The organism is Pseudomonas sp. 18.1.10 (assembly GCF_024655625.1).
In the GTDB taxonomy this organism is placed as follows: domain Bacteria; phylum Pseudomonadota; class Gammaproteobacteria; order Pseudomonadales; family Pseudomonadaceae; genus Aquipseudomonas.
The window spans coordinates 1-23,187 of the sequence record NZ_JANLGL010000088.1; the positions used below are offsets into that span (position 1 = coordinate 1).

Consider the following 23,187-nt stretch of genomic DNA (forward strand, 5'->3'; position numbering starts at 1 on the left):
GTGTTCCAACTTTGAAATGCGGTCAAGTGTGGGAGCGGGCTTGCTCGCGAAAGCGGCACCACGGTCTCAATGACTCTCCCCAGCCTTGAGCCCCGCCGGCAACGCCTTGGTCAACAACACCGCGACCATGCTGATCCCCAACGCCAACCCGACAAAGTGAAACGCATCGTTGTAGGCCATGATCTGCGCCTGCTGGTGCGTGATTTCACTGAGCTTGCCCAGCGCCGCCGTGTCGCTGCCGAACTTGTCCGCCCAGGTGGCCAGCCGCTCCGCCACCTGCGGATTGGTCGGCACCAGCGCCTCGCGCAAATAATCGAAGTAGGTCTTGGTGCGCGCATCCAGCAAGGTCGCCAGCAGTGCAATGCCGATGGCGCCGCCGAGGTTGCGCAGGATATTGAACAGGCTCGACGCCGACCCCGCGTCCTGGGGCAGGATGTAGGCGGTGGCGATCAACGAGATGGTGACCATGATTAGCGGCTGGCCGAGGGCGCGGATGATCTGGATCTGGTTGAACTGGCTGCCGGCGAAGTCCGGGTTGAGCACGCCCGAGGAAAAACTCGCCAGGCCGAACAGGCCGAATCCTACGGTGCATAGCCATTTCGGCGACACGTATTTCATCAGCTTGGGCACCAGCGGGATCAGAAACAGCTGGGGCACGCCCATCCACATGATGACTTCGCCGATCTGCAGCGCGTTGTAGTTCTGGATCTGCGCCAGGTACAGCGGCAACAGGTAGATCGAACCATACAGGCCCACGCCCATGCCCAGGCTGGCGATGCTCGACAGGCCGAAGTTGCGGTTGGCGAGGATGCCCAGGTTAATCAGCGGGTTGGGCTTGGACAGCTGCACGATGACAAAGGTGATTAGGCTGAGCAGGGCGATGCTGCCGAGGCTGACGATCAGGCTCGATTCGAGCCAGTCCTTGCGGTGGCCTTCTTCGAGGAACACCTGCAAGCAGCCGAGGCCCACCGCCAGGGTGACGATGCCCAGGTAGTCGGTGCTTTTCAGCAGGTCCCAGTTCGACGCCTTTTTTTCCAGGCCGTAGAGCAGCCCGGCGATCATCAGCAGGCCCGGCGGCACGTTGATGTAGAAGATGTACTCCCAGCCCCAGTTCTCGGTGAGCCAGCCGCCGATGGTCGGGCCGATGGAGGGGGCGAAGGTGGCGGTCATGGCGAACATGGCCATGCCTTTGGCGCGGTGGTGTTCGGGCAGCTTTATCAGGGTGAGGGTGAACGCCAGCGGGATCAGCGCGCCGCCGGTGAAACCTTGCAGGGCGCGGAACACGATCATGCTTTCCAGGCTCCAGGCCATGGAGCACATCAGCGAGGCGATCAGGAACCCCACTGACACCCACACTGCCAGTCGCCGCGCCGAGAGCAGCTGCACCAGCCAGGCGGTGAGGGGGATCATGATGATTTCGGCGACAAGGTAGGAGGTGGAAATCCACGAGCCTTCTTCCAGGGTGGCTGACAGCGCGCCCTGGATGTCCTTGAGCGACGAGTTGGTGATCTGGATGTCGAGCACCGCCATGAACGCGCCGAGCATCACGCTCATCACCGCGATCCAGTCGCGCCGGGTCGGCTCGCCGACCGGGCGCAGCAGTTGGTCACCGGCCATCAGGCTGGTCTTGGATGTTCACTTTGACGGTCACGGACATGCCGGGGCGGATCTTGCCCTTCAGTAGGTTATCCGCGGCAAACGTGAGTTTCACCGGAATCCGTTGTACGACTTTGGTGAAGTTGCCCGTGGCGTTGTCCGGTGGCAGCAGGCTGAACTGCGCGCCGGAGGCGGCGAACAGGCTGTCGACCCGGGCGTCGATAGGCGTGTCGGCGTAGGCGTCGAAGGTCAGTTGGGCCTTTTGCCCGGGTTGCATGTGGCCGATCTGGGTTTCCTTGAAGTTGGCCTGGATCCAGATGTCCTGGTCGGGAACGATGGACAGCAGGTAGGCGCCGGCCTGCACGTACTGGCCGTTGCGCGCGGCGCGCTGGCCGACGAGGCCGCTGATGGGCGCGTGGATCTCGCTGCGGGTGAGGTTGAGTTCGGCCTGGGCCAGGTCGGTCTTGGCGTTGGCGATCAGCGCGTCGAGGCGCTTGATTTCGGCGTTGAGGGCGTTGATTTGCTGGCGCTGGCCCTGCAAATCGGCCTCGGCCATGGTCACTTGGGAACGGGCGATGTGGTTGTCGGCGGAGAGGGTGGTCACCCGTTCTTCCGAGACGTAGCCGGGTTTGCGCAGGGTTTGCGCGCGGGACAAGTCGATCTGTGAGCGCCCCAGGCTGGCCTGGCTCGACGCCACCCTGGCCGCGCCGGCGGCGATCAGGCTGGCTTGTTGGGTGAGCTTGCTCTGCGCCTGGGTGCGTTCGGCCTCGCGCATGGCCAGGGCGGCGTTGGCGCGGTCGACGGCGAGGTGGAAGTCGTCGCCTTCCAACTGCACCAGGAGCTGGCCTTTTTGCACGTGTTCGTTATCGCCGACCTTGACCTCGACGATGCGCGCGCCTAGTTGGCTGGAGACGCGGGTGATTTCGCCCTGCACGTAGGCGTTGTCGGTGCTTTCATAGAAGCGGCCCTTGAAGAACCAATGGGCGAAGAAACCCAGGCCGATCAGGATCACGATAAACACGAAGATAAACAGGCGGCGCTTGAGTGGGGCTGGCATGGGGGCAGAGTCTGTAACAAGAGGTAATGGAATATAGCCACCCAGGCATCTGTCCAATAGCCATGACGGGCGTTGAGACCGAAGCTTGGCCTAAATGCCATGCTCGATAAGGTGGGTGCTGGAGCCCAAGTGCCGAGGGCTGTTACCATTCGCCCCTTGTTTCAATTCTAGTTTTATCGCCCATTCGAGACCCGCCATGACCACCGTCCGCACGCGCATCGCGCCATCGCCTACTGGGGATCCCCACGTCGGCACTGCCTACATCGCCTTGTTCAACTACTGCTTTGCCAAGCAGCACGGTGGTGAATTCATCCTGCGGATCGAAGACACCGACCAGGTGCGCTCGACCCGTGAGTCGGAGCAGCAGATTTTCGATGCCCTGCGCTGGTTGGGCATTACCTGGGCCGAAGGCCCGGACGTCGGCGGCCCACACGGCCCGTATCGCCAGAGCGAGCGCAGCGACATCTACAAGCAGTACACCCAGCAACTGGTCGACATGGGGCATGCGTTCCCCTGCTTCTGCACCGCTGAAGAGCTCGACCAGATGCGCGCCGAGCAACAGGCCCGCGGCGAAACCCCGCGTTACGATGGCCGCGCGCTGCTGCTGTCCAAGGAAGAAGTGGCCCAGCGCCTGGCGGCCGGCGAGCCCCACGTGATCCGCATGAAAGTGCCGAGCGAAGGCGTGTGCGTGGTGCCGGACATGCTGCGCGGTGACGTCGAGATCCCGTGGGATCGCATGGACATGCAAGTGCTGATGAAGACCGACGGCCTGCCGACGTACTTCCTGGCCAACGTGGTCGACGATCACCTGATGGGCATCACCCATGTGCTGCGCGGCGAAGAATGGCTGCCGTCGGCGCCGAAGCTGATCCTGCTCTACGAATACTTCGGCTGGGAACAACCGCAGCTGTGCTACATGCCGCTGCTGCGTAACCCGGACAAGAGCAAGCTGTCCAAGCGCAAGAACCCGACCTCGGTGACGTTCTACGAGCGCATGGGCTTTATGCCGGAAGCGATGCTCAACTACCTGGGCCGCATGGGCTGGTCGATGCCGGACGAGCGCGAGAAATTCTCGCTGCAGGAAATGGTCGACAACTTCGACCTGTCCCGCGTTTCCCTGGGCGGGCCGATCTTCGACATCGAGAAGCTGTCGTGGCTCAACGGCCAGTGGCTGCGTGACCTGCCGGTGGAAGAGTTCGCCAGCCGTGTGCAGCAGTGGGCACTGAACCCGGAATACATGATGAAGATCGCGCCGCTGGTGCAGGGCAGGGTGGAGACGTTCAGCCAGGTCGCGCCGTTGGCCAGCTTCTTCTTTGCCGGGGGCGTGAACCCCGATGCCAAGCTGTTCGAATCGAAGAAGCTCTCGGGCGACCAGGTGCGCCAACTGATGCAGTTGATCCTGTGGAAGCTGGAAAGCCTGCGCCAGTGGGAGAAGGATGGGATCACCGCGACGATCCAGGCGGTGGTGGAATCCCTGGAATTGAAATTGCGCGATGCCATGCCGCTGATGTTTGCCGCGATCACCGGGCAGGCCAGTTCGGTGTCGGTGCTGGATGCGATGGAAATTCTCGGCCCGGACCTCACCCGCTTCCGTCTGCGCCAAGCCCTTGATTTGCTTGGTGGTGTCTCGAAGAAAGAAAACAAAGAGTGGGAAAAGCTGTTGGGCGCTATCGCTTAATCAGCCTGCTGCAACGGCGAAACCCCGGTTTTCCGGGGTTTCGCCGGTAAGTGATTGTTATCCCGGCAAAAAACTTTGGAAAATGTTGAAAATAAATTTGACACACTTCCAAAGCGCCATTAAGATTCGCCCCGTCCTCACCGATGAGGGGCTATAGCTCAGCTGGGAGAGCGCTTGCATGGCATGCAAGAGGTCAACGGTTCGATCCCGTTTAGCTCCACCAATTTACAGGTTCAAGGTCTGGCCACACCGTCCTTGAATCGATCAGCTCTCAGCGCTGGTCAGTTGTACAGAAGGTTTTGTCCCCTTCGTCTAGTGGCCTAGGACACCGCCCTTTCACGGCGGTAACAGGGGTTCGAGTCCCCTAGGGGACGCCAGTTTCAACAAGCAGCTCGAAAGGTCTGCTGCGCCGCGAGGCGAAAAATCCGGGGCTATAGCTCAGCTGGGAGAGCGCTTGCATGGCATGCAAGAGGTCAACGGTTCGATCCCGTTTAGCTCCACCAATTTACAGGTTCAAGGTTCCGGCCACACCGTCCTTGAATCAGATCAGTTCTCAGCACTGATCGGTTGTACAGAAGGTTTGTGTCCCCTTCGTCTAGTGGCCTAGGACACCGCCCTTTCACGGCGGTAACAGGGGTTCGAGTCCCCTAGGGGACGCCACGATTACCCGCTCTGCGGGATTTTTAAGGGTCATTCAATTATTGAATGGCCCTTTTGTTTGTCTGGCGTTTGGCCAATTCCTTTCTTTCCCTCCTGCTTTCTCTTCAGACCAATGGTCGTGCTTGTCGCTTGCCAAATATTATTATGGTAATAATATTCACCCATGAGAACCGGAGGCTTTGATGAGCGATAAAAAAGCGCAAACCCGCGAACGCATTTTGCAGGCTGCCAGCGCGGCGTTGATCCAGCGTGGCCCGGCCGAGCCGAGTGTCGGCGAAGTCATGGGCGCGGCGGGGCTGACCGTCGGTGGTTTCTACGCGCATTTTGAAAGCAAGGACGCGCTGATGCTGGAGGCGTTCACCGAGCTGCTGGCCAAGCGTCGTGCGGCCATTGATGACATGGATGCGCTGTTGACGGGTGAAGAGCGCCGAGGCCTTGTAGCGGCGTTCTACTTGTCGCGCAAGCACCGCGACTCCAGTGTTCAGGCCTGTCCGATCCCGGCGACCGTCGGCGAGATGAGCCGCCTGCCGGACGAGTTCCGCCAAGCGCTGAACGAACACTGCGAGCTGATGGCCGCCCAACTGGCTGCCAGCCCAGAAGACACCGACAAGGCCCTGGCCGACATGGCGCTGATGATCGGTGGCCTGGCCCTGGCGCGTGCGCTGGGCCCGGGTGAATTGTCTGACCGCGTGTTGCGCGCCGCCAAGTCGGCCGTGCGCTAAAGAGGGCTCTAAGGATGGGCACGTTAACCTGGATTCGTCGCTTCAACGGCACCCTGGGGCATCTGGCGCCGCACACCGTGGCCAACAAGATGCGGCGTGCCTTCATGACCCCGCGCGACCTGCCACCCCGCGACTGGGAGTTGCCACTGCTGGCGCAGTCAGAGCGCATCACCTTGCGTTTCGGCCTGTCGGCCCTGCGCTGGGGCCAAGGCCCGGCGGTCTTGCTGATGCATGGCTGGGAAGGGCGCCCCACCCAGTTCGCCAGCCTGATTACTGCCCTGGTCAATGACGGTTATTCGGTGATCGCCCTGGACGGTCCCGCCCATGGCCGGTCGCCGGGGCGTGAGGCGCACGTGCTGCTGTTCGCGCGGGCGATGCTGGAAGCGGCCGCCGAATTGCCGCCGCTGCAGGCGGTGGTCGGGCACTCCATGGGCGGGGCCAGTGCGATGCTGGCCGTGCAACTGGGGTTGCGCACCGAAGCTTTGGTAAGTATTGCTGCGCCATCGCGTTTCCTCGATGTGCTGCGCGGGTTCACCAAGATGGTCGGTTTGCCAGCACGGGCCCGTTCGGCGTTTATCCACGAGGTCGAGCAGACCTTCGGCATGCCGCTGAAGCATCTGGACGTTGCCCACTATCAGATGAATATTCCTGGCCTGATCGTGCACGCCGAAGACGACACCTTCGTTCCGGTCAAAGCCGCCCAAGCCATCCACGAAGCCTGGTTCGACAGCCGCCTGCTGCGCCTGGAGCAGGGCGGTCACCAGAAAGTGCTGGCCGATCCCCGGGTGATCGAGGGCGTGCTGGCGCTGCTGGCCGGCCGCCGTCTACAGGCGCGACAAAGCGCCTGATACACTGCCCGGCCGAGATCAATCGACTGGAGCAAGGCATGGGCTGGGATCTGGCAACGCCGTTTATCATCGACCTGCAGGTCGGCGCCGAGGACATCGACGGCCTGGGCCACGCCAATAACGCCGTCTACGTGTCCTGGCTGGAGCGTTGCGCCTGGCGCCATTCCCAGCGCCTGGGCCTGGACCTCACCGAGTACCGCCGCCTGGACCGCGCCATGGCGGTGGTGCGTCACGAGATCGATTACCTCGCCGCCGGCTACGAGGGTGACGAGCTGCAACTGGCCACCTGGATCGTCGACTGGGACCAGCGCCTGAAAATGACCCGGCGCTTCCAGCTGGTCCGCCCCCGCGACGGCGCGACCTTGCTGCGGGCGCAAACCACCTTTGTCTGCATCGAAATGTCCAGCGGCAAGCCCAAGCGCATGCCCGCCGAGTTTCTCGACGGCTATGGCCCCGCCCTGACAGGGGGTTAACGGTTGCCGCAGGAAACCCAGTAAACTGTGCGACGATTTTTGTTGAGTGTTATCCATGCAAATTGCTTTGGCGCCCATGGAGGGGTTGGTCGACAACATCCTGCGGGACGTGTTGACCCGCGTGGGCGGGATCGATTGGTGCGTGACCGAGTTCATCCGCGTCAACGACCGCCTGCTCACCCCGGCGTACTTCCACAAGCTCGCTCCCGAACTGCTGCACGGTGCCCACACTGCTGCGGGCGTGCCGTTGCGCGTGCAGTTGCTGGGTTCCGATCCGGTGTGCCTGGCGGAAAACGCCGCGCTGGCCGCCGAGCTGGGCTCCGAGGTGATCGACCTGAACTTCGGTTGCCCGGCCAAGACCGTGAACAAGTCCCGGGGCGGCGCGGTGCTGCTCAAGGAGCCCGAGTTGCTCAACCAGATCGTCGAGCACGTGCGCCGTGCAGTGCCGGCGCATATCCCGGTCACCGCCAAGATGCGCCTGGGCTTCGACAGCCCCGACGGCGCGCTGGTCTGCGCCACGGCGCTGGCTGAAGGTGGCGCGGCACATATCGTGGTGCATGCGCGCACCAAGACCGACGGTTACAAGCCGCCGGCCCATTGGGAGTGGATTCCGCGGGTGCAGGATGTGGTCAAGGTGCCGGTGTTCGCCAACGGTGATATCTGGAGCGTCGAAGACTGGAAGCGCTGCCGCGAAGTCAGCGGTGCCGAAGACATCATGCTCGGTCGCGGCCTGGTGGCCCGGCCTGATCTGGCACGGCAGATCGCAGCGGCGCGGGCGGGCGAAGAGGTCGTGGAAATGACCTGGACACAGATGCAGCCCATGCTCCAGGAATTCTGGACCCAGTCAGTGGCGCAGCTCACGGAGCGCCAGGCGCCAGGGCGCCTGAAACAATGGTTGGCAATGTTGACGCGCAATTATCCGGAGGCGGTCGAGTTGTTTACGGCGATGCGCCGGGAGACCGATCTGGAGCAGGTCAGCCGCTTGTTGGGCATGCCCCATCCTGCGGCGGCCGCGTAACGGCTAGAGACCTTCCGCAAGGGCACCCAGGGTGCCCTTTTCTTATTGTGAAACGTGATCCCCGGAACCGACGGGCACTGCAACCCACGAACCTCAGGGCACATCCCTCAGGAATCATGATCCATGAACGCTTCGATATTAAGTTCCCCTGTATCTCCCCCTCGGCCTCAGTTTCCCTCCAGGCAACCCACTGAGCCCTCAGTGGGCGCGTCAAAGCCTGTGGTCAATGCCTTCAGCGTTGGCGAGCGTCGTTTTGGTGAAAACTTTGACGCCTCTACCCATGCTGCCGTCATCAAGATGATGATGGCGACGCTGGGCCCTACGCCTGCCGATATGTTCGACCAGGTAACGCGTTCCGGTGACGGTTACGACGTGACGATGAAGGATGAGTTCAAGGTCCGGATTTCGCAGGATGAATTGCGGCAAGTGGCGCAGGCATCCCGGTTCAGTGGCGATGACGCTGAGGTTGTGCGGGCGGCCAACTTTGCGTTGGCGGTCTTTGTGAAGCGCAAGCAGAGCGTCGGCGGCTATGCCAGTTTTGCGGCGGCCTTGGCCAAGACACTCCAGGGTGAGACCACGCTGAGATGTTTGCAGGGCATGGGCGTGTACGGCCTCTCACAGTATGTCCCGCCTAACGAAATGGTCGCAGAGGGGGTGGTGGCGGTGATGGGCACCCACAACTTTGGCAGCGCACTGCTCGTGGATGGGGTCGGTCACCAGGGCGGCTTCCCTCTCCAGGTCGGAAACAGCTATGGCTACAGGCTGTTTCCCAGCGCATCGCGGTCGCGTTCGGCCGAGGCGGCGACTGAGAAGCCCCGCGATATCTGGGGCGGGTTTTATCAGGGCTCCAATGGCAATTGCGTGACGGTGTCCGCGATCAAGGCCGCGATGATGAGGTTCGGGCAAAAACCGACAGATATTTTCCGCCAGGTGAAGCAAGTGCCCAACGGTTATGAAGTGAGCATGCGCGACGGTTACACATTGCCGCTCACCCATGAAGAGTTGAACAAGGCCAGGCAAACGTCGCAACTGCGGGGGACTGATCCGGCGCTGCTGGAGGATGCCAACTTCTTGTACGCCGTGAGCGCTAAGCGTGCGCAATTGGAGAACAACGACTTTCGCGCCAAGCAGAGTTTCGAGGTGGCCATGCAGACGCTCAACGACGGTGACTTCCCGGGTAATGCGCTGCGCCGATTGGGCTTGTTTGCCTACGTACGCGAAAGCAGCGCGGAGGAACTGGCCAAGGGCGCCATTGGCACCTTGGCCGGCATTGGGCACTCAGTGGCAGTGTTTGACGGCGCGCTTGACCTGTTTGGGAAGAAGGAAAGCCTCCTTTCATCAAGTTGGATGAACAACAGTCTGTGGGCGCAGAAGTTGGTGTGACGGCTACTCCAGCAACCGCCTGAACGCCTCTATCGGCAACGGCCGGCTATGCAGGTACCCCTGGAACACATGGCACCCCAGCATTTGCAGGAACGCCAGTTGCTCCGGGGTCTCCACCCCCTCGGCAATCACTTCCAGGTTCAAGCTGCGAGCCATGGCGACAATGGCGCGGATGATTTCCGCGTCGTTGGGGTCGTGGGTTGCATCGCGGACAAAGGACTGGTCGATCTTCAGCGCATCCACCGGCAGGCGCTTGAGGTAGGTCAGCGATGAATAGCCAGTGCCGAAATCATCCATCGCAAAGCTGACGCCGAGTTTTTTCAGGCGGCGCATCTTGGCTACGGTGTCGTCCAGGTTCTGGATCACGATGCCTTCGGTAATTTCCAGTTTCAGCAGGCTGTAGGGCAGGTCGTGCTGATTGAGGCTGCGCTCCACCCGCTCGACGAAGTCGTTCTGGCGAAACTGCCGGGGGCTGATGTTGACGCACAGGCTGAACTTGAGCGGGTCGATCAGGCCGTCCGTAATCAGTTGCTGGAACGCCGCGCAGGCCTCGTCGAGGATCCAGGTGCCCACTTCCAGGATCAGCCCGCTGTCTTCCAGGACCTTGATAAATTCCGTGGGCGACTGTGCCCCCAACTGCGGATGCTGCCAGCGCACCAAGGCTTCGGCGCCGATGATCTGGTTGCCGCGTGCATCCACCTGGGGTTGGTAGTGCACGCTGAACTCGCCACGGGACAAGGCCAGGCGCAGGTCGGTCTCCATGCGCAGGCGTTCGCTGGCGGTTTTTTGCATGCTGTTGTGGAACATCTGCGTGGTGTTGCGCCCGGAGTCCTTGGCGCGGTACAGGGCGATGTCGGCACGCTTGAGCAAGTCGGCCGGGGTGGAACCGTGGTCGGGGATCAGCGCCACGCCAATGCTTGGCGTGACCTGCAAGCGATGGCCGTCGAGAAACATCGGCTCCGAGAGCAATTCGCGCAAGGTGTCGGCCAGCTCCTGCACCTGGTTGCTGACTTCGTTGCGGGTGCCGTCCAGGCCGCTGAGCAGCACCACAAATTCATCGCCGCCCAGGCGCGCCACGGTGTCTTCCATGCGCACGCTGGCTTCCAGGCGGGCGGTGACGATTTTCAGCACGGTGTCGCCCACCGGGTGGCCCAGGGAGTCGTTGATGTGCTTGAAGTGGTCAAGGTCGAGGAACAGCAGCGCGCCGCGCAGGTTATGGCGCTTGAGCAGGGCGATCTGCTGGCTCAGGCGGTCCATCAGCAGGGCACGGTTGGGCAGGTTGGTCAGGGGGTCGTGGTACGCCAGGTGGCGGATCTGCGCCTGGGCGTTTTTCAGCAGGCTGACATCGCGGGCCGTCAGCAGCAGGCAGGGCATTTCATTGAGGGTGATCGGTTCGACCGAGACCTCCACCGCCAGCACGTCGCCGCGTTTGTTGTGCCAGAGCATTTCCAGATGATGGATGCGCCCTTTGATCTGCAGCTCGGCCAGCAGTGCGGCGCGCTGGTTCTCGTCGGCCCAGATGCCGATCTGGTAGAGCGTGAGCCCGATGGCCTCTTCGGCGCGATAGCCGGTCAAGCGGCAAAAACCGTCGTTGACCTCCACATAACGCCCCGTGTCGCGTTCGGTAATGGAGATCGCGTCGGGGCTGGAATGGAATGCCTTGGCGAATTTCTCTTCACTGGCCTTGAGCGCCGCTTCCGAGCGTTGCTGCTGGGTAATGTCGCGCAGGGTGGTGACGATGCACGGTTGGTCGCTGACCGTTATCAATCGGCTGGAGATCACGCAGGTCAGGCTCTGGCCGTCCTTGTGATGGACGACGATGGCCACATTGCTCAATGACTGTTCGCGAATCACCCGCTCGATACGTTGCAGGCGCTTGCTCGAGTCGTCCCACAAGCCGATCTGCTCGGCGCTTTTGTCGATCACCTCGGCGGCGGCCCAGCCAAAGGTCTGGGTAAAGGCTGGGTTGATCTCGATAAACATACCGCTGTCCAGGGCGGTGACGCAGATGGGGTCGGGGCTGGCCTGGAACAGGCTGGCGAATTTCTCTTCGGAGGCGCTCAGGCGTTGTTCGCGTTCGACTTGGTCGGTGATGTCCAGCAAGGTGCCGGCCATGCGCAGCGGCTTGCCGGCCTCATCGCGATAGAGGCGCGCACGGCTTTCCAGGTAGCGCGGGCTGCCGTCTTCGACCTGCACGCGGTAGGTTAATTGGTAATTGCCGTCCGGACCTTCGCGCAGGCTGCGGTAGGCGTTGCGCATGCCCTCGCGGTCTGCATCGGACATGCCCTCGAAAAACGCATCGAAGGACTCGTGGAATGGTTCGGGCGGCAGGCCGTGCAGTTGGGCGGCGCGGGCCGAGCCGTAGAGCATGCCGGTGGGGATGTGCCAGTCCCAGGTGCCCAATTGCGCCGAATCCAGGGCCAGGTCCAGGCGTTCCTGGCTGTCCTTGAGGGCTTGTTCGGCGTTCTTGCGTTCGGTGGTATCGAGAAAGGTGCTGATCAGATACGCCTCGCCGTCCAGCTCGACCTTTTGCGCACTGAGGGTGCCGTCGTGGATCTGGCCGTTGCTGGCGCAGAACTGCACCTCCATGGTGATGGGTTCGCCCTTGCGCTGGGTGGCCTTGACCAGTTGCGCACGTTGCTCGGGGTGGCGCCACAGGCCGAGGTCCAGGGTGGTGCGGCCGATGGCGTCGGCGACCGGCCAGCCGAAGTGAATCTCGAAATACTGGTTGGCCTCGCTGATTAGTCCGTCAGCCTGGCGGGTCAGCAGCACCATGTTCGGGCATAGGTGAAACAGCGTGGCGAAGCGCTTTTCGGAGTGGCCGAGGGCGTTTTCCCGCTCACGCTGGTGGGTGATCTCACGGATTACCCCGATCATTCGGCGGCGCCCGCTCTTGTCCGGCGCCAGGCTGCCGTTGATTTCCAGCCAGTGGAAGCTGCCGTCGGGCCACTGGATGCGATGGCGCATCGCCTGTTCGAACGGTTCGCCGGCCAGCACTGCATGGAAGGCGCGGACGACTTTGGCGCGGTCAGCCGGGGCGAGCAGGTCGAGGTAATCCAGGTCCTTGGGCAAGGGCGCACGGGGATCGAAGCCGAACAGCGCCTGGGTGCCCCGTGACCAGCTGATTTTCCCGGTGTCGATTTCCCAGCACCATGCGCCCAGCCGGGCCGCATTCAGGGCGGCCAGCAATTGCGGCGCACTGTCCCAACTTTGTTCCGCCTCTTGGGGGTCAAGGGCGTAAATGCGGGGCAACGGTGGCACGGAATCGACAGGGTTGCGCATTATCAAAGGGCCTTGGCTCGATGGGCGTAAGGCGCGGTTTTACGTAAACCTTGAGGCCGCACAGCTTCATGCCGGTATCCCTGGCAGATCGACCTGTGCATCCAATAGGCTCATGAAAGCCCGCGCAGCGTTCGACAGCGTCCTTTCGGTGTGCACGATATAGCCTAGCTGGCGACTGAGCTGTATGCCTGGCAAAGCGATACTTGCCACTTGGTCATCCAACATGGTGCGTGGCAAAACGCTCCAGGCCAGGCCGATGGACACCATCATCTTGATAGTTTCCAGGTAGTTAGTGCTCATCGCGATATTTGGCGTCAGGCCCTGGGCCTCGAACAGCCGGCTGACAATATGGTGTGTAAAGGTGTTGCCGCCGGGGAAAACCGCCGGGTGGCCGGCAATATCGGCCAGGCAGACGCGGCCATTACCGATCAGGCTGTGCTCGGGGGCCACGACAAAATCCAGCGGGTCGTCCCATACCGGGGTGGCGCGCACCAGGTTGTGGGGGGCGGGCGCCAGGGTGATTACCGCCACTTCGGCACGGCCGTGGAGGATTTCTTCGTAGGCCACTTCCGAGTCCAAGAACTGAATATCCAACGCCACGTTCGGGTATTCCCGGGTGAAGGTGCGCAAGATCGGCGGCAAGCGGTGCAGGCCGATATGGTGGCTGGTGGCCAGGGTGAGGCGCCCGCTGACTTCCCCGGTGAGGTTGGTGAGGGCACGGCGGGTGTCGTCGAGCACGTTGAGGATCTGATAAGCCCGTGGCAGCAAGGCCCGTCCGGCTTCGGTCAGGCCGACTTCACGCCCCAGGCGGTCAAACAGGCGCACCTTTAATTGTTGTTCCAGGCCGGCGATGCGTTTGCTGATGGCCGGTTGCGTCAGGTGCAGGCGTTCACCGGCGCCGGAGAAGCTGCCGGTCTCGGCGATGGCAATAAAGGCATTGAGGTTGGCCAGGTCCATTGTGGTATTCCAGTTGGTAATCCAAAGCATAAAAAATATGAATTTGAGTTATTTAATGTAGCGCCATACCATCAGCCTCACAAGCCAAAGGGTTATTGAAATGCCCAGGGCATAGAAAGACCGATGATGAGGACCGACTGATGGCCGGCAAAACGCTTTACGACAAGCTTTGGGATTCCCATGAAGTGAAACGGCGCGACGATGGCTCGTCGCTGATCTATATCGACCGTCACATCATCCATGAAGTGACCTCGCCCCAAGCGTTCGAAGGCCTGCGACTGGCCGGGCGCAAGCCTTGGCGCGTCGACTCCATCATCGCCACCCCGGACCACAACGTCCCGACCACCCCTGAGCGCAAGGGCGGCATCGATGCCATCGTTGATACCGTCTCGCGCCTGCAAGTGCAGACCCTCGACGACTACTGCGACGAATATGGCATCACCGAATTCAAGATGAATGACGTGCGTCAAGGGATCGTCCACGTGATCGGCCCGGAGCAGGGTGCAACCTTGCCGGGCATGACCGTGGTCTGCGGCGACTCCCACACCTCGACCCACGGTGCATTCGGTGCCTTGGCCCACGGTATCGGCACGTCCGAGGTGGAGCATGTGTTCGCCACCCAGTGCCTGGTCGCCAAGAAGATGAAGAACATGTTGGTTAAAGTCGAAGGCCAGTTGCCGTTCGGCGTGACCGCCAAGGACATCGTCCTCGCCGTGATCGGCAAGATCGGCACCGCTGGCGGTAACGGCCATGCCATCGAGTTCGCCGGCAGCGCCATTCGCGACCTGTCCATCGAAGGCCGCATGACCATCTGCAACATGTCCATCGAAGCTGGTGCCCGCGTGGGCATGGTGGCGGCGGACGAAAAGACCGTTGAATACGTCAAGGGCCGTCCTTTTGCACCGGCCGGTGCCGACTGGGATGCTGCGGTCGAAGCCTGGAAAGACCTGGTCTCCGACGCCGATGCGGTGTTCGACACCGTGGTCGAGCTCGACGCTGCCCAGATCAAGCCGCAAGTCAGCTGGGGCACCTCGCCGGAAATGGTGTTGGCCGTTGACCAGAACGTGCCGGACCCGGCCAAGGAAACCGACCTGGTCAAGCGCGGTTCCATCGAGCGCGCCTTGAAGTACATGGGCTTGCAGGCCAATCAGGCGATCACCGACATCCAGTTGGATCGCGTGTTCATCGGTTCCTGCACCAACTCGCGGATCGAAGACCTGCGCGCTGCGGCGGTCATCGCTAAAGGCCGCAAGGTGGCCTCGACCATCAAGCAAGCCATCGTGGTGCCGGGTTCGGGCCTGGTGAAGGCACAAGCCGAAGCCGAAGGCCTGGACAAGATCTTCCTCGAAGCCGGTTTTGAATGGCGTGAGCCGGGCTGCTCGATGTGCCTGGCGATGAACCCGGACCGCCTGGAGTCGGGCGAGCATTGCGCGTCCACTTCCAACCGTAACTTCGAAGGGCGCCAGGGCGCGGGTGGGCGTACCCACTTGGTCAGTCCGGCCATGGCCGCTGCGGCTGCCGTCAACGGTCGTTTCATCGACGTTCGCGAATTGATTTGAGGAATACCCGATGCGTGCTTTTACCCAACACACCGGCCTTGTCGCTCCTTTGGATCGTGCCAACGTCGACACCGACCAGATCATCCCCAAGCAGTTCTTGAAGTCGATCAAGCGCACCGGTTTCGGCCCGAACCTGTTCGACGAGTGGCGCTACCTGGACGTGGGCTACGCCTACCAGGACAACTCCAAGCGCCCGCTGAACAAGGACTTCGTGCTCAACGCCGAGCGTTACCAGGGCGCCAGCGTACTGCTCGCCCGCGAAAACTTCGGTTGCGGCTCCAGCCGTGAACACGCGCCGTGGGCCCTGGAAGAATATGGCTTTCGCAGCATCATCGCGCCGAGCTATGCCGACATCTTCTTCAACAACAGCTTCAAGAACGGCTTGCTGCCGATCATCTTGAGCGATGCCGAAGTGGATGAGTTGTTCAAGCAGGTTGAAGCCGATGTGGGTTATCAGCTGACCGTCGATCTGGCGGCGCAGACCGTGACCCGCCCGGACGGCAAGGTGTATCACTTTGAGGTGGACGCGTTCCGTAAGCATTGCCTGATCAACGGCCTGGACGATATTGGCCTGACCTTGCAGGACGGTGATGCGATTGCGGCGTTTGAGGCCAAGCACCGGGCTAGCCAGCCTTGGTTGTTTCGCGATGCTTGATTTGATGTAAGCAGGACTGGCCCCTTCGCGAGCAAGCCCGCTCCCACATTTGACTGCATTTCAACTGAAGGAACTCGGTCGAATGTGGGAGCGGGCTTGCTCGCGAAAGCGGCAGCACACACAACACAAGTCCCAAGGAAAACCACCATGACCACCACCGCCCACACCCAAGTCGTGCAAAAACAATTCGGCGAGCAAGCCTCGGCCTACCTGAGCAGCGCCGTGCACGCCCAAGGCACCGAATTCGCGCTGCTCCAGGCCGAACTGGCCGGGCAGGGCAGTGCACGACTGCTGGACTTGGGTTGCGGCGCCGGTCATGTCAGCTTCCACGTCGCGCCACTGGTGAAAGAAGTGGTCGCCTACGACCTGTCCCAACAGATGCTCGATGTCGTCGCGAGCGCGGCTAGCGACCGTGGCCTGGGCAACATCCGCACCGTCCATGGCGCCGCCGAACGGCTGCCGTTCGCCGACGGCGAGTTCGACTTCGTGTTCAGCCGTTACTCGGCGCACCACTGGAGTGACCTCGGCCTGGCCTTGCGTGAAGTGCGCCGCGTGCTTAAACCGGGCGGCGTGGCGGCCTTTGTCGACGTCTTGTCACCGGGCAGCCCGTTGTTGGACACTTACCTGCAAACCGTCGAAGTGCTGCGCGACACCAGCCATGTGCGCGATTACTCCGCCGCCGAGTGGATGCAACAGCTCAGCGAGTCCGGTTTGCACGTACGCACCAGCAGCCGCCAGCGCCTGCGCCTGGAGTACAGCTCGTGGGTCGAACGCATGCGCACACCCGAAGTGTTGCGCGCGGCCATCCTGGCGCTGCAACAGGCGATGGGCCAGGAAGTACGCGACTACTACGAGATTCAAGCCGACGGCACCTTCAGCACCGACGTGCTGGTGGTCTTTGCCGAACGCTGATTGATTTTTCCCGACCTGCCCACGGGCGGGTCGCTTGATGAAATGAGGAACGCATGAGCAAGCAGATTCTGATTCTCCCTGGCGACGGTATTGGTCCGGAAATCATGGCCGAAGCGGTCAAGGTCCTGGAACTGGCCAACAGCAAGTACAGCCTGGGCTTCGAGCTGAGCCACGACGTGATCGGCGGCGCGGCCATCGACAAGCACGGCGTGCCCCTGGCCGATGAAACCCTGGACCGCGCCCGCGCGGCCGACGCTGTACTGCTCGGCGCTGTGGGTGGCCCGAAGTGGGACAAGATCGAGCGTGACATCCGCCCTGAGCGCGGCCTGCTGAAAATCCGTGCGCAACTGGGCCTTTTCGGCAACCTGCGCCCGGCGATCCTGTACCCGCAACTGGCCGACGCATCGAGCCTCAAGCCGGAAGTGGTCGCGGGCCTCGACATCCTGATCGTGCGTGAGCTGACCGGCGGTATCTACTTCGGCTCGCCACGGGGCGTGCGCGAGCTGGAAAACGGTGAGCGCCAGGCCTACGACACCCTGCCGTACAGCGAGAGTGAAATCCGCCGTATTGCCCGTGTCGGTTTCGACATGGCCCGCGTGCGTGGCAAGAAGGTCTGCTCGGTGGATAAGGCCAACGTGCTGGCTTCCAGCCAACTGTGGCGCGAAATCGTCGAAGAAGTGGCCAAGGACTACCCGGACGTTGAGCTGAGCCACATGTACGTCGATAACGCCGCCATGCAGCTGGTGCGTGCACCGAAGCAGTTCGACGTGATCGTCACCGACAACCTGTTCGGCGACATCTTGTCCGACCAGGCGTCGATGCTCACCGGTTCCATCGGCATGCTGCCGTCGGCGTCCCTGGATACCAATAACAAGGGCATGTACGAGCCTTGCCACGGTTCGGCGCCGGACATCGCCGGCCAGGGCATTGCCAACCCGCTGGCGACGATTCTGTCGGTGTCGATGATGCTGCGTTACAGCTTCAACCTGAGCGACGCGGCCGATGCCATCGAGCACGCCGTGAGCCTGGTGCTGGACCAGGGTTTGCGCACTGGCGACATCTGGTCGCAGGGTTGCACCAAAGTCGGTACGCAAGAAATGGGCGACGCAGTAGTCGCCGCGCTGCGGAATCTGTAATCTCTCGGGCCCGCTTGCAGTTGTTGCTGCAAGGCGGCCCACTTTTTAACAAGGTGTAGTTGCGATGAAACGTGTAGGTCTGATCGGTTGGCGCGGTATGGTCGGTTCCGTGCTCATGCAGCGGATGCTGGAAGAGCAGGATTTCGATCTTATTGAGCCGGTGTTTTTCACCACTTCGAACGTTGGTGGCCAAGGGCCGTCCGTGGGCAAGGATATTGCCCCGCTCAAGGACGCCTACAGCATTGAAGAGTTGAAGACCCTTGACGTGATCGTGACCTGTCAGGGTGGCGACTACACCAGTGAAGTCTTCCCCAAGCTGCGTGAAGCGGGCTGGCAGGGCTATTGGATCGACGCCGCATCGAGCCTGCGCATGCAGGACGACGCCGTGATCATCCTCGACCCGGTGAACCGCAAGGTCATCGACCAGCAGTTGGATGCCGGCACCAAGAACTACGTCGGCGGCAACTGCACCGTCAGCCTGATGCTGATGGGCCTGGGTGGCCTGTTCGAAGCCGGCCTGGTGGAGTGGATGAGCGCCATGACTTATCAGGCGGCCTCCGGTGCCGGCGCGCAGAACATGCGTGAGCTTATCAAGCAGATGGGCGCGACCCACGCCGCTGTCGCCGATCAACTGGCCGACCCGGCCAGTGCGATCCTCGACATCGACCGTCGTGTGGCCGAAGCCATGCGCAGCGATGCGTACCCGACCGAAAACTTCGGCGTGCCGTTGGCCGGTAGCCTGATCCCGTGGATCGACAAAGAGCTGCCGAACGGCCAGAGCCGCGAAGAGTGGAAGGCCCAGGCCGAGACCAACAAGATCCTCGGTCGCTTCAAGAGCCCGATCCCGGTGGACGGCATCTGCGTGCGCATTGGCGCCATGCGCTGCCACAGCCAGGCGTTGACCATCAAGCTGAACAAGGACGTGCCGATCGCCGATATCGAATCGTTGATTAGCTCGCACAACCCGTGGGTCAAGCTAGTGCCGAACAACCGCGAGATCAGCATGCAGGAGCTGAGCCCGACCAAGGTCACCGGCACCCTGAATGTACCGGTGGGTCGTCTGCGCAAGCTGAACATGGGCAGCCAGTTCCTCGGCGCGTTCACGGTTGGCGACCAACTGCTGTGGGGCGCGGCTGAGCCGCTGCGTCGCATGCTGCGGATCTTGCTGGAGCGTTGATCGCTTGAGGCAATCAAGAAACCCGCGTTCTGGTGACAGGCGCGGGTTTTTTGTTGTGTTTTAGACCGCCATCGCAGGCAAGCCAGCTCCCACACTTGATTGCATTTCAACTGGAGAAACTCGGTCGAATGTGGGAGCGGGCTTGCTCGCGAAGAGGCCATCAGCTTCACCACAAACACTGGCCCAATTACCCCACCACCCGGTAAAGTGCCGCTCCCCCCGCAATGCCCGAGGCAGCCCCCATGACCCAGACCTTTGAAATCGCCGTGATCGGCGCCACCGGCACCGTCGGTGAAACCCTGGTGCAGATCCTCGAAGAGCTGGATTTCCCGGTGGGCACCCTGTATCTGCTGGCCGGCAATAACTCGGCCGGTGCCTCGGTGCCGTTTCGCGGCAAGAACCTGCGGGTCAAGGAAGTTGACGAGTTCGATTTCAAAAAGGTGCAACTGGCGTTTTTTGCCGCGGGGCCGGCAGTGACCTTGAGTTTTGCCCCGCGTGCCACGGCGGCCGGTTGTGCAGTGATCGACCTGTCGGGCGCCTTGCCGGCAGAGCAAGCGCCACCGGTGGTGCCGGAAGCGAACGCGCACGTATTGGGTGGCCTGAAAAAACCGTTCCAGCTCGCCAGCCCAAGCCCGTCCGCCACCAACCTGGCGGTGGTCCTGACGCCCTTGCGCGGCTTGCTGGATATCCAGCGGGTGAGCGTCACCGCCAGCCTGGCGGTGTCTGCCCAGGGGCGCGAAGCCGTGAGCGAGCTGGCGCGGCAAACCGCCGAGCTGCTGAATGTGCGTCCGCTGGAACCGAAGTTTTTTGATCGGCAGATGGCCTTCAACCTGTTGGCACAAGTCGGTACGCCAGATGCCCAAGGTCATACAGCCTTGGAGAAGCGTCTCGTACACGAACTGCGCGCCGTGCTGGAATCTCCTTTACTAAAGATTTCCGCAACTTGCGTTCAAGCCCCGGTGTTTTTTGGCGATAGCCTGACTGTGTCGTTGCAACTGGCTGCGCCGGTCGATCTTGCCGCTGTTAACCGCGCACTCGACGCAGCGCCGGGTGTAGAGCGGGTGGAGGAGGGTGATTACCCAACAGCGGTTGGCGATGCGGTAGGACAAGACGTTGTGTACGTAGGACGGGTTCGCGCCGGGGTGGACGATCCGGCGGAACTAAATCTGTGGTTGACGTCAGATAACGTACGCAAAGGCGCCGCACTGAATGCCGTACAACTGGCGCAGTTGTTGATAAAAGACCTTGTGTAAAAGATACTTGGCGGCAATTTGTAGATTGATTCTAACCAGGCGCTATGCTTGGCCCCAAGCAGGAACAGAAGCGTGTCGGTGACCTATCGGCTCGCCATGCCTTATGGCAGCGGTTACCAACCTTCTCGCAGGCCGGGGAGTGTTCAAACAAAGGATGAGGCTATGGTTCAAGTTCGCAAACTGGTGTTAGCAATAGCGGCCGCCTCGGCGCTGTCCTCCGGTATGGCGCAGGCGCTGCAACTGGGGGAAATGACCCTCAAGTCGCAGTTGAACCAGCCGTTGTCGGTGGAAATCGAATTGCTCGATGTCGGCGGCCTCACGGCTTCCGAGATCACGCCGAGCCTGGCTTCGTCCCAGGCGTTTGTGGATGCGGGGGTCGATCGCCAAGCGTTTCTGAATGACCTGGTGTTTACGCCAGTGGTCAATCCCAGCGGTCGCAGTGTGGTGCGCGTCACCTCCAGCAAGCCGTTGCCGGAATCCTACGTACGTTTCCTGTTGCAGGTGCAGTGGCCCAACGGCCGCCTGATGCGCGACTACAGCGTGCTGCTGGACCCGGCCAAGTTTGACCAGCCGGCCGCAACAGCGCCTGCACCGCGTGTGTCGGCGCCGGCCAGTCCCGCGCCTGGTGCGAGCAAGGCAGCGCAGCACACCACCACTTCCCGCGACACCTTGTGGGAAATTGCCGCGAAGAACCGCAATGGCGGCTCGATCCAGCAGACCATGCTGGCGATCCAGGCACTTAACCCCGATGCCTTTATCGATGGCAATATCAACCGCCTGAAAACCGGCCAGGTCCTGCGCCTGCCGGACACCGTACAAAGCACCGCACTGCCGCAGCCCGAGGCGATTGCCGAAGTGACGGCGCAAAATGCTGCCTGGCGCCAGGGCCGTCGCGGGGCGACCAACCAGGTCGCAGGCAAGCAGCAACTGGATGCCACCAAGCGCACCCAGGCGGGCAGTGCACCGGCGAGCACCAACGCCAAGGACAACTTAAGCCTGGTCTCGGCCGAGTCCGCCAAGAAGGGCACGAAAGGCAAGGCCGCTGATGGCCGTGCCCTGAGCGACAAGCTGGCGATGACCCAGGAAGAACTGGACACCACCCGTCGTGACAACGCCGAGCTGAAAAGCCGTGCGGCGGACCTGCAAAGCCAGTTGGACAAGCTGCAAAAACTGATTCAACTGAAGAACGATCAACTGGCGCGCCTGCAAGCCGAAAAGGGCGACCCGGCGGCAGTGCCTGCGGTGATTCCCGCCCAATTGGCCGGTGATCCCGCGGCGGCAACTCCGGCAGCGCCATCTGCACCGGCAGCCACGCCTGCGCCGACGGCCCCGGCCCCGGAGCCCGTTAAGCCTGAGGCGGCCCCTGCCAGTAACGATGGCCAATTCAATGACCTGCTGACCAACCCGGTTGTCCTGGGCGTGGTGGGTGGCGCCGCTGCCCTGCTGGCGCTGTTGTTGCTGCTGCTGGTGCTGCGTCATCGCAACGCCCGTCGTGAAGAAGAAAAGCACCTGCGCATGGCCCGTGCCCTGGCCGAAGAGCCGGAATTTACCTCGAACATCGATCAGGACCTGCCACCGGACAGCTTCGAAGGCCTGGAAGTGCCGGCGCCGAGCGTCAAGCTGGCGGCGGCTCCAGCCCCTGCTCCAGTGGTTGAGCCGGCCGTCGTGGTGCCGACCGTTGCTTCGGTGCTCGCCCCGCTGGCGGTGGCCGTGGCTCCTGCCAACGCCAATGATGCGTTGGCCCAGGCCCAATCCCTGCTTGATCGTGGTCACCTGAACCAGGCCGCCGACGTGTTGGAGCAAGCGCTCAAGCAAGAGCCCAAGCGCAGCGACCTGCGGTTGAAGCTGATGGAAGTCTACGGCCTGCAGAGCGACAAGGACGGCTTCGTCACCCAGGAGCGCCAACTGGTGGCCAATGGTGACAACCATGCCCAGGTCGAGCTGCTCAAGTCGCGCTTCCCGGCGATGGCGGTGTTGGCGGCGGGTGTGAGTGCCGCGGTGGCCGCGGCGGCCCTGGATGCGCAATACGTCAAGGACCTGCTGGAAGACAAGCCAGCCGCGCCGACGCCGGAGCCAGAGGCCTTCGACACTGATTTCGACCTGAGCCTGGACGATCTGGAAGCGGCATCACCTGCAGATGTGCTGACCTTCGAATCCGCGTTGCAGCAACAAGTTGAAGCAAAAGCCAGTCCGGACGATCTGTCTGACTTCGATCTGGACCTGCAATTGGATGCGCCGGCGTCCACCCAGTCCGATGACGATTTCCTGTCCGGTCTTGAGGAGCAGATGCAGGATGTGCCTGGGGTCGAACCACCCACCCTGGCGCCTGCCGCACTGGATGATTTCGAGCTGCCGGAAGACTTCGACCTGTCCCTGGCCGATGAGCCAGAAACAGCTGCCAAGCCTGACGCGTTCGCATCCGAGCTGGACGACGTCAATGCCGAGCTGGACCGTCTGTCCCAGAGCCTGGAGCATCCGTCCATCGAACCGTCCTTTACCGCAGAAGACGCGGCACTGGGTGGCGATGAGCCGGAATTCGACTTCCTGTCGGGCACCGATGAGGTGGCAACCAAGCTGGACTTGGCCCAGGCCTATATCGACATGGGCGATGCGGATGGTGCCCGGGATATCTTGTCCGAGGTGCTGACCGAGGGCGACGAATCCCAGCGCGGCGAAGCCAAGGAAATGCTCGGCCGCATTTAAAAGGCAGCGACAATCCCCTGTGGGAGCGAGCTTGCCCGCGAAGGCGGCCTGTCAGCCGGCACTAATGCAGCTGACCCACCGCTATCGCAGGCAAGCCAGCTCCCACAGTTTGATCGGT

At 62.1% G+C, this 23,187-nt stretch carries 17 protein-coding genes and 4 tRNA genes; 17 read left to right on the top strand and 4 right to left on the bottom strand.

Features of this window, described 5'->3' with window-relative positions:
* Positions 1-66 precede the first annotated feature (66 nt).
* Together NUV89_RS16240 and NUV89_RS16245 are read right to left on the bottom strand one after the other, a co-directional pair.
* Positions 67-1,557, bottom strand: a complete 1,491-nt coding sequence (locus NUV89_RS16240; protein ID WP_257782143.1) for an MDR family MFS transporter — start codon at positions 1,555-1,557, stop codon at positions 67-69.
* A 49-nt stretch (positions 1,558-1,606) separates the two neighbouring features.
* Complete coding sequence (locus NUV89_RS16245) at positions 1,607-2,653, bottom strand: HlyD family secretion protein (RefSeq protein ID WP_257782130.1); 1,047 nt, start codon at positions 2,651-2,653, stop codon at positions 1,607-1,609.
* 196 nt (positions 2,654-2,849) lie between these two features.
* Between NUV89_RS16245 and gltX the strand changes: the two genes are divergently transcribed.
* The 10 genes from gltX to NUV89_RS16295 all read left to right on the top strand — a co-directional run bounded on the left by gltX (position 2,850) and on the right by NUV89_RS16295 (position 9,435).
* Positions 2,850-4,331, top strand: a complete 1,482-nt coding sequence (gene gltX, locus NUV89_RS16250) for a glutamate--tRNA ligase (protein WP_257782131.1) — start codon at positions 2,850-2,852, stop codon at positions 4,329-4,331.
* 147 nt (positions 4,332-4,478) lie between these two features.
* Positions 4,479-4,554, top strand: a tRNA-Ala gene (locus NUV89_RS16255).
* A gap of 78 nt (positions 4,555-4,632) precedes the next feature.
* Positions 4,633-4,708: transfer RNA gene (locus tag NUV89_RS16260), tRNA-Glu, on the top strand.
* 50 nt (positions 4,709-4,758) lie between these two features.
* Positions 4,759-4,834: transfer RNA gene (locus NUV89_RS16265), tRNA-Ala, on the top strand.
* Between the two features lie 81 nt (positions 4,835-4,915).
* Positions 4,916-4,991, top strand: a tRNA-Glu gene (locus tag NUV89_RS16270).
* A 182-nt stretch (positions 4,992-5,173) separates the two neighbouring features.
* Positions 5,174-5,713 (top strand): TetR/AcrR family transcriptional regulator, encoded by a 540-nt coding sequence (locus NUV89_RS16275; protein WP_017737871.1) that lies wholly within the window; start codon positions 5,174-5,176, stop codon positions 5,711-5,713.
* Positions 5,714-5,727: 14 nt separating this feature from the next.
* Positions 5,728-6,561, top strand: a complete 834-nt coding sequence (locus tag NUV89_RS16280) for an alpha/beta fold hydrolase (RefSeq protein WP_257782132.1) — start codon at positions 5,728-5,730, stop codon at positions 6,559-6,561.
* A gap of 38 nt (positions 6,562-6,599) precedes the next feature.
* Complete coding sequence (locus NUV89_RS16285) at positions 6,600-7,034, top strand: thioesterase family protein (protein ID WP_257782133.1); 435 nt, start codon at positions 6,600-6,602, stop codon at positions 7,032-7,034.
* A 55-nt stretch (positions 7,035-7,089) separates the two neighbouring features.
* Positions 7,090-8,052, top strand: a complete 963-nt coding sequence (locus NUV89_RS16290; protein WP_257782134.1) for a tRNA-dihydrouridine synthase — start codon at positions 7,090-7,092, stop codon at positions 8,050-8,052.
* A gap of 201 nt (positions 8,053-8,253) precedes the next feature.
* Positions 8,254-9,435 carry a hypothetical protein gene (locus NUV89_RS16295; protein WP_257782135.1) on the top strand — a complete coding sequence of 394 codons (1,182 nt, stop codon included), beginning with the start codon at positions 8,254-8,256 and terminating at the stop codon, positions 9,433-9,435.
* 3 nt (positions 9,436-9,438) lie between these two features.
* On the opposite strand, the gene NUV89_RS16300 is transcribed toward NUV89_RS16295, so the two are convergent.
* On the bottom strand, positions 9,439-12,717 hold the full coding sequence (locus NUV89_RS16300; RefSeq protein WP_257782136.1) for an EAL domain-containing protein: 3,279 nt from the start codon (positions 12,715-12,717) through the stop codon (positions 9,439-9,441).
* 66 nt (positions 12,718-12,783) lie between these two features.
* The gene (locus NUV89_RS16305) at positions 12,784-13,674 is read right to left on the bottom strand and encodes a LysR family transcriptional regulator (protein ID WP_257782137.1); all 891 of its coding nucleotides are present in this window, start codon (positions 13,672-13,674) and stop codon (positions 12,784-12,786) included.
* A 140-nt stretch (positions 13,675-13,814) separates the two neighbouring features.
* Here NUV89_RS16305 and leuC point away from each other — a divergent pair, with 140 nt between their 5' ends.
* The 7 genes from leuC to NUV89_RS16340 all read left to right on the top strand — a co-directional run bounded on the left by leuC (position 13,815) and on the right by NUV89_RS16340 (position 23,069).
* Positions 13,815-15,233: a 3-isopropylmalate dehydratase large subunit gene (leuC, locus tag NUV89_RS16310; RefSeq protein WP_257782138.1), complete on the top strand. Its 1,419-nt coding sequence runs from the start codon at positions 13,815-13,817 to the stop codon at positions 15,231-15,233.
* A gap of 10 nt (positions 15,234-15,243) precedes the next feature.
* Positions 15,244-15,888 carry a 3-isopropylmalate dehydratase small subunit gene (leuD, locus tag NUV89_RS16315; RefSeq protein ID WP_003234333.1) on the top strand — a complete coding sequence of 215 codons (645 nt, stop codon included), beginning with the start codon at positions 15,244-15,246 and terminating at the stop codon, positions 15,886-15,888.
* A gap of 147 nt (positions 15,889-16,035) precedes the next feature.
* A complete protein-coding gene (locus NUV89_RS16320) occupies positions 16,036-16,800 on the top strand; it encodes a class I SAM-dependent methyltransferase (RefSeq protein WP_257782139.1) in 765 nt (254 codons plus the stop codon).
* Positions 16,801-16,853: 53 nt separating this feature from the next.
* Positions 16,854-17,936, top strand: a complete 1,083-nt coding sequence (leuB, locus tag NUV89_RS16325; protein WP_257782140.1) for a 3-isopropylmalate dehydrogenase — start codon at positions 16,854-16,856, stop codon at positions 17,934-17,936.
* 64 nt (positions 17,937-18,000) lie between these two features.
* Positions 18,001-19,113, top strand: coding sequence for an aspartate-semialdehyde dehydrogenase (asd, locus tag NUV89_RS16330; protein ID WP_017737858.1), 1,113 nt, complete (start codon positions 18,001-18,003; stop codon positions 19,111-19,113).
* Positions 19,114-19,355: 242 nt separating this feature from the next.
* Positions 19,356-20,366, top strand: coding sequence for an aspartate-semialdehyde dehydrogenase (locus tag NUV89_RS16335; protein WP_257782141.1), 1,011 nt, complete (start codon positions 19,356-19,358; stop codon positions 20,364-20,366).
* 162 nt (positions 20,367-20,528) lie between these two features.
* Complete coding sequence (locus tag NUV89_RS16340) at positions 20,529-23,069, top strand: FimV/HubP family polar landmark protein (RefSeq protein ID WP_257782142.1); 2,541 nt, start codon at positions 20,529-20,531, stop codon at positions 23,067-23,069.
* Positions 23,070-23,187: the final 118 nt, after the last annotated feature.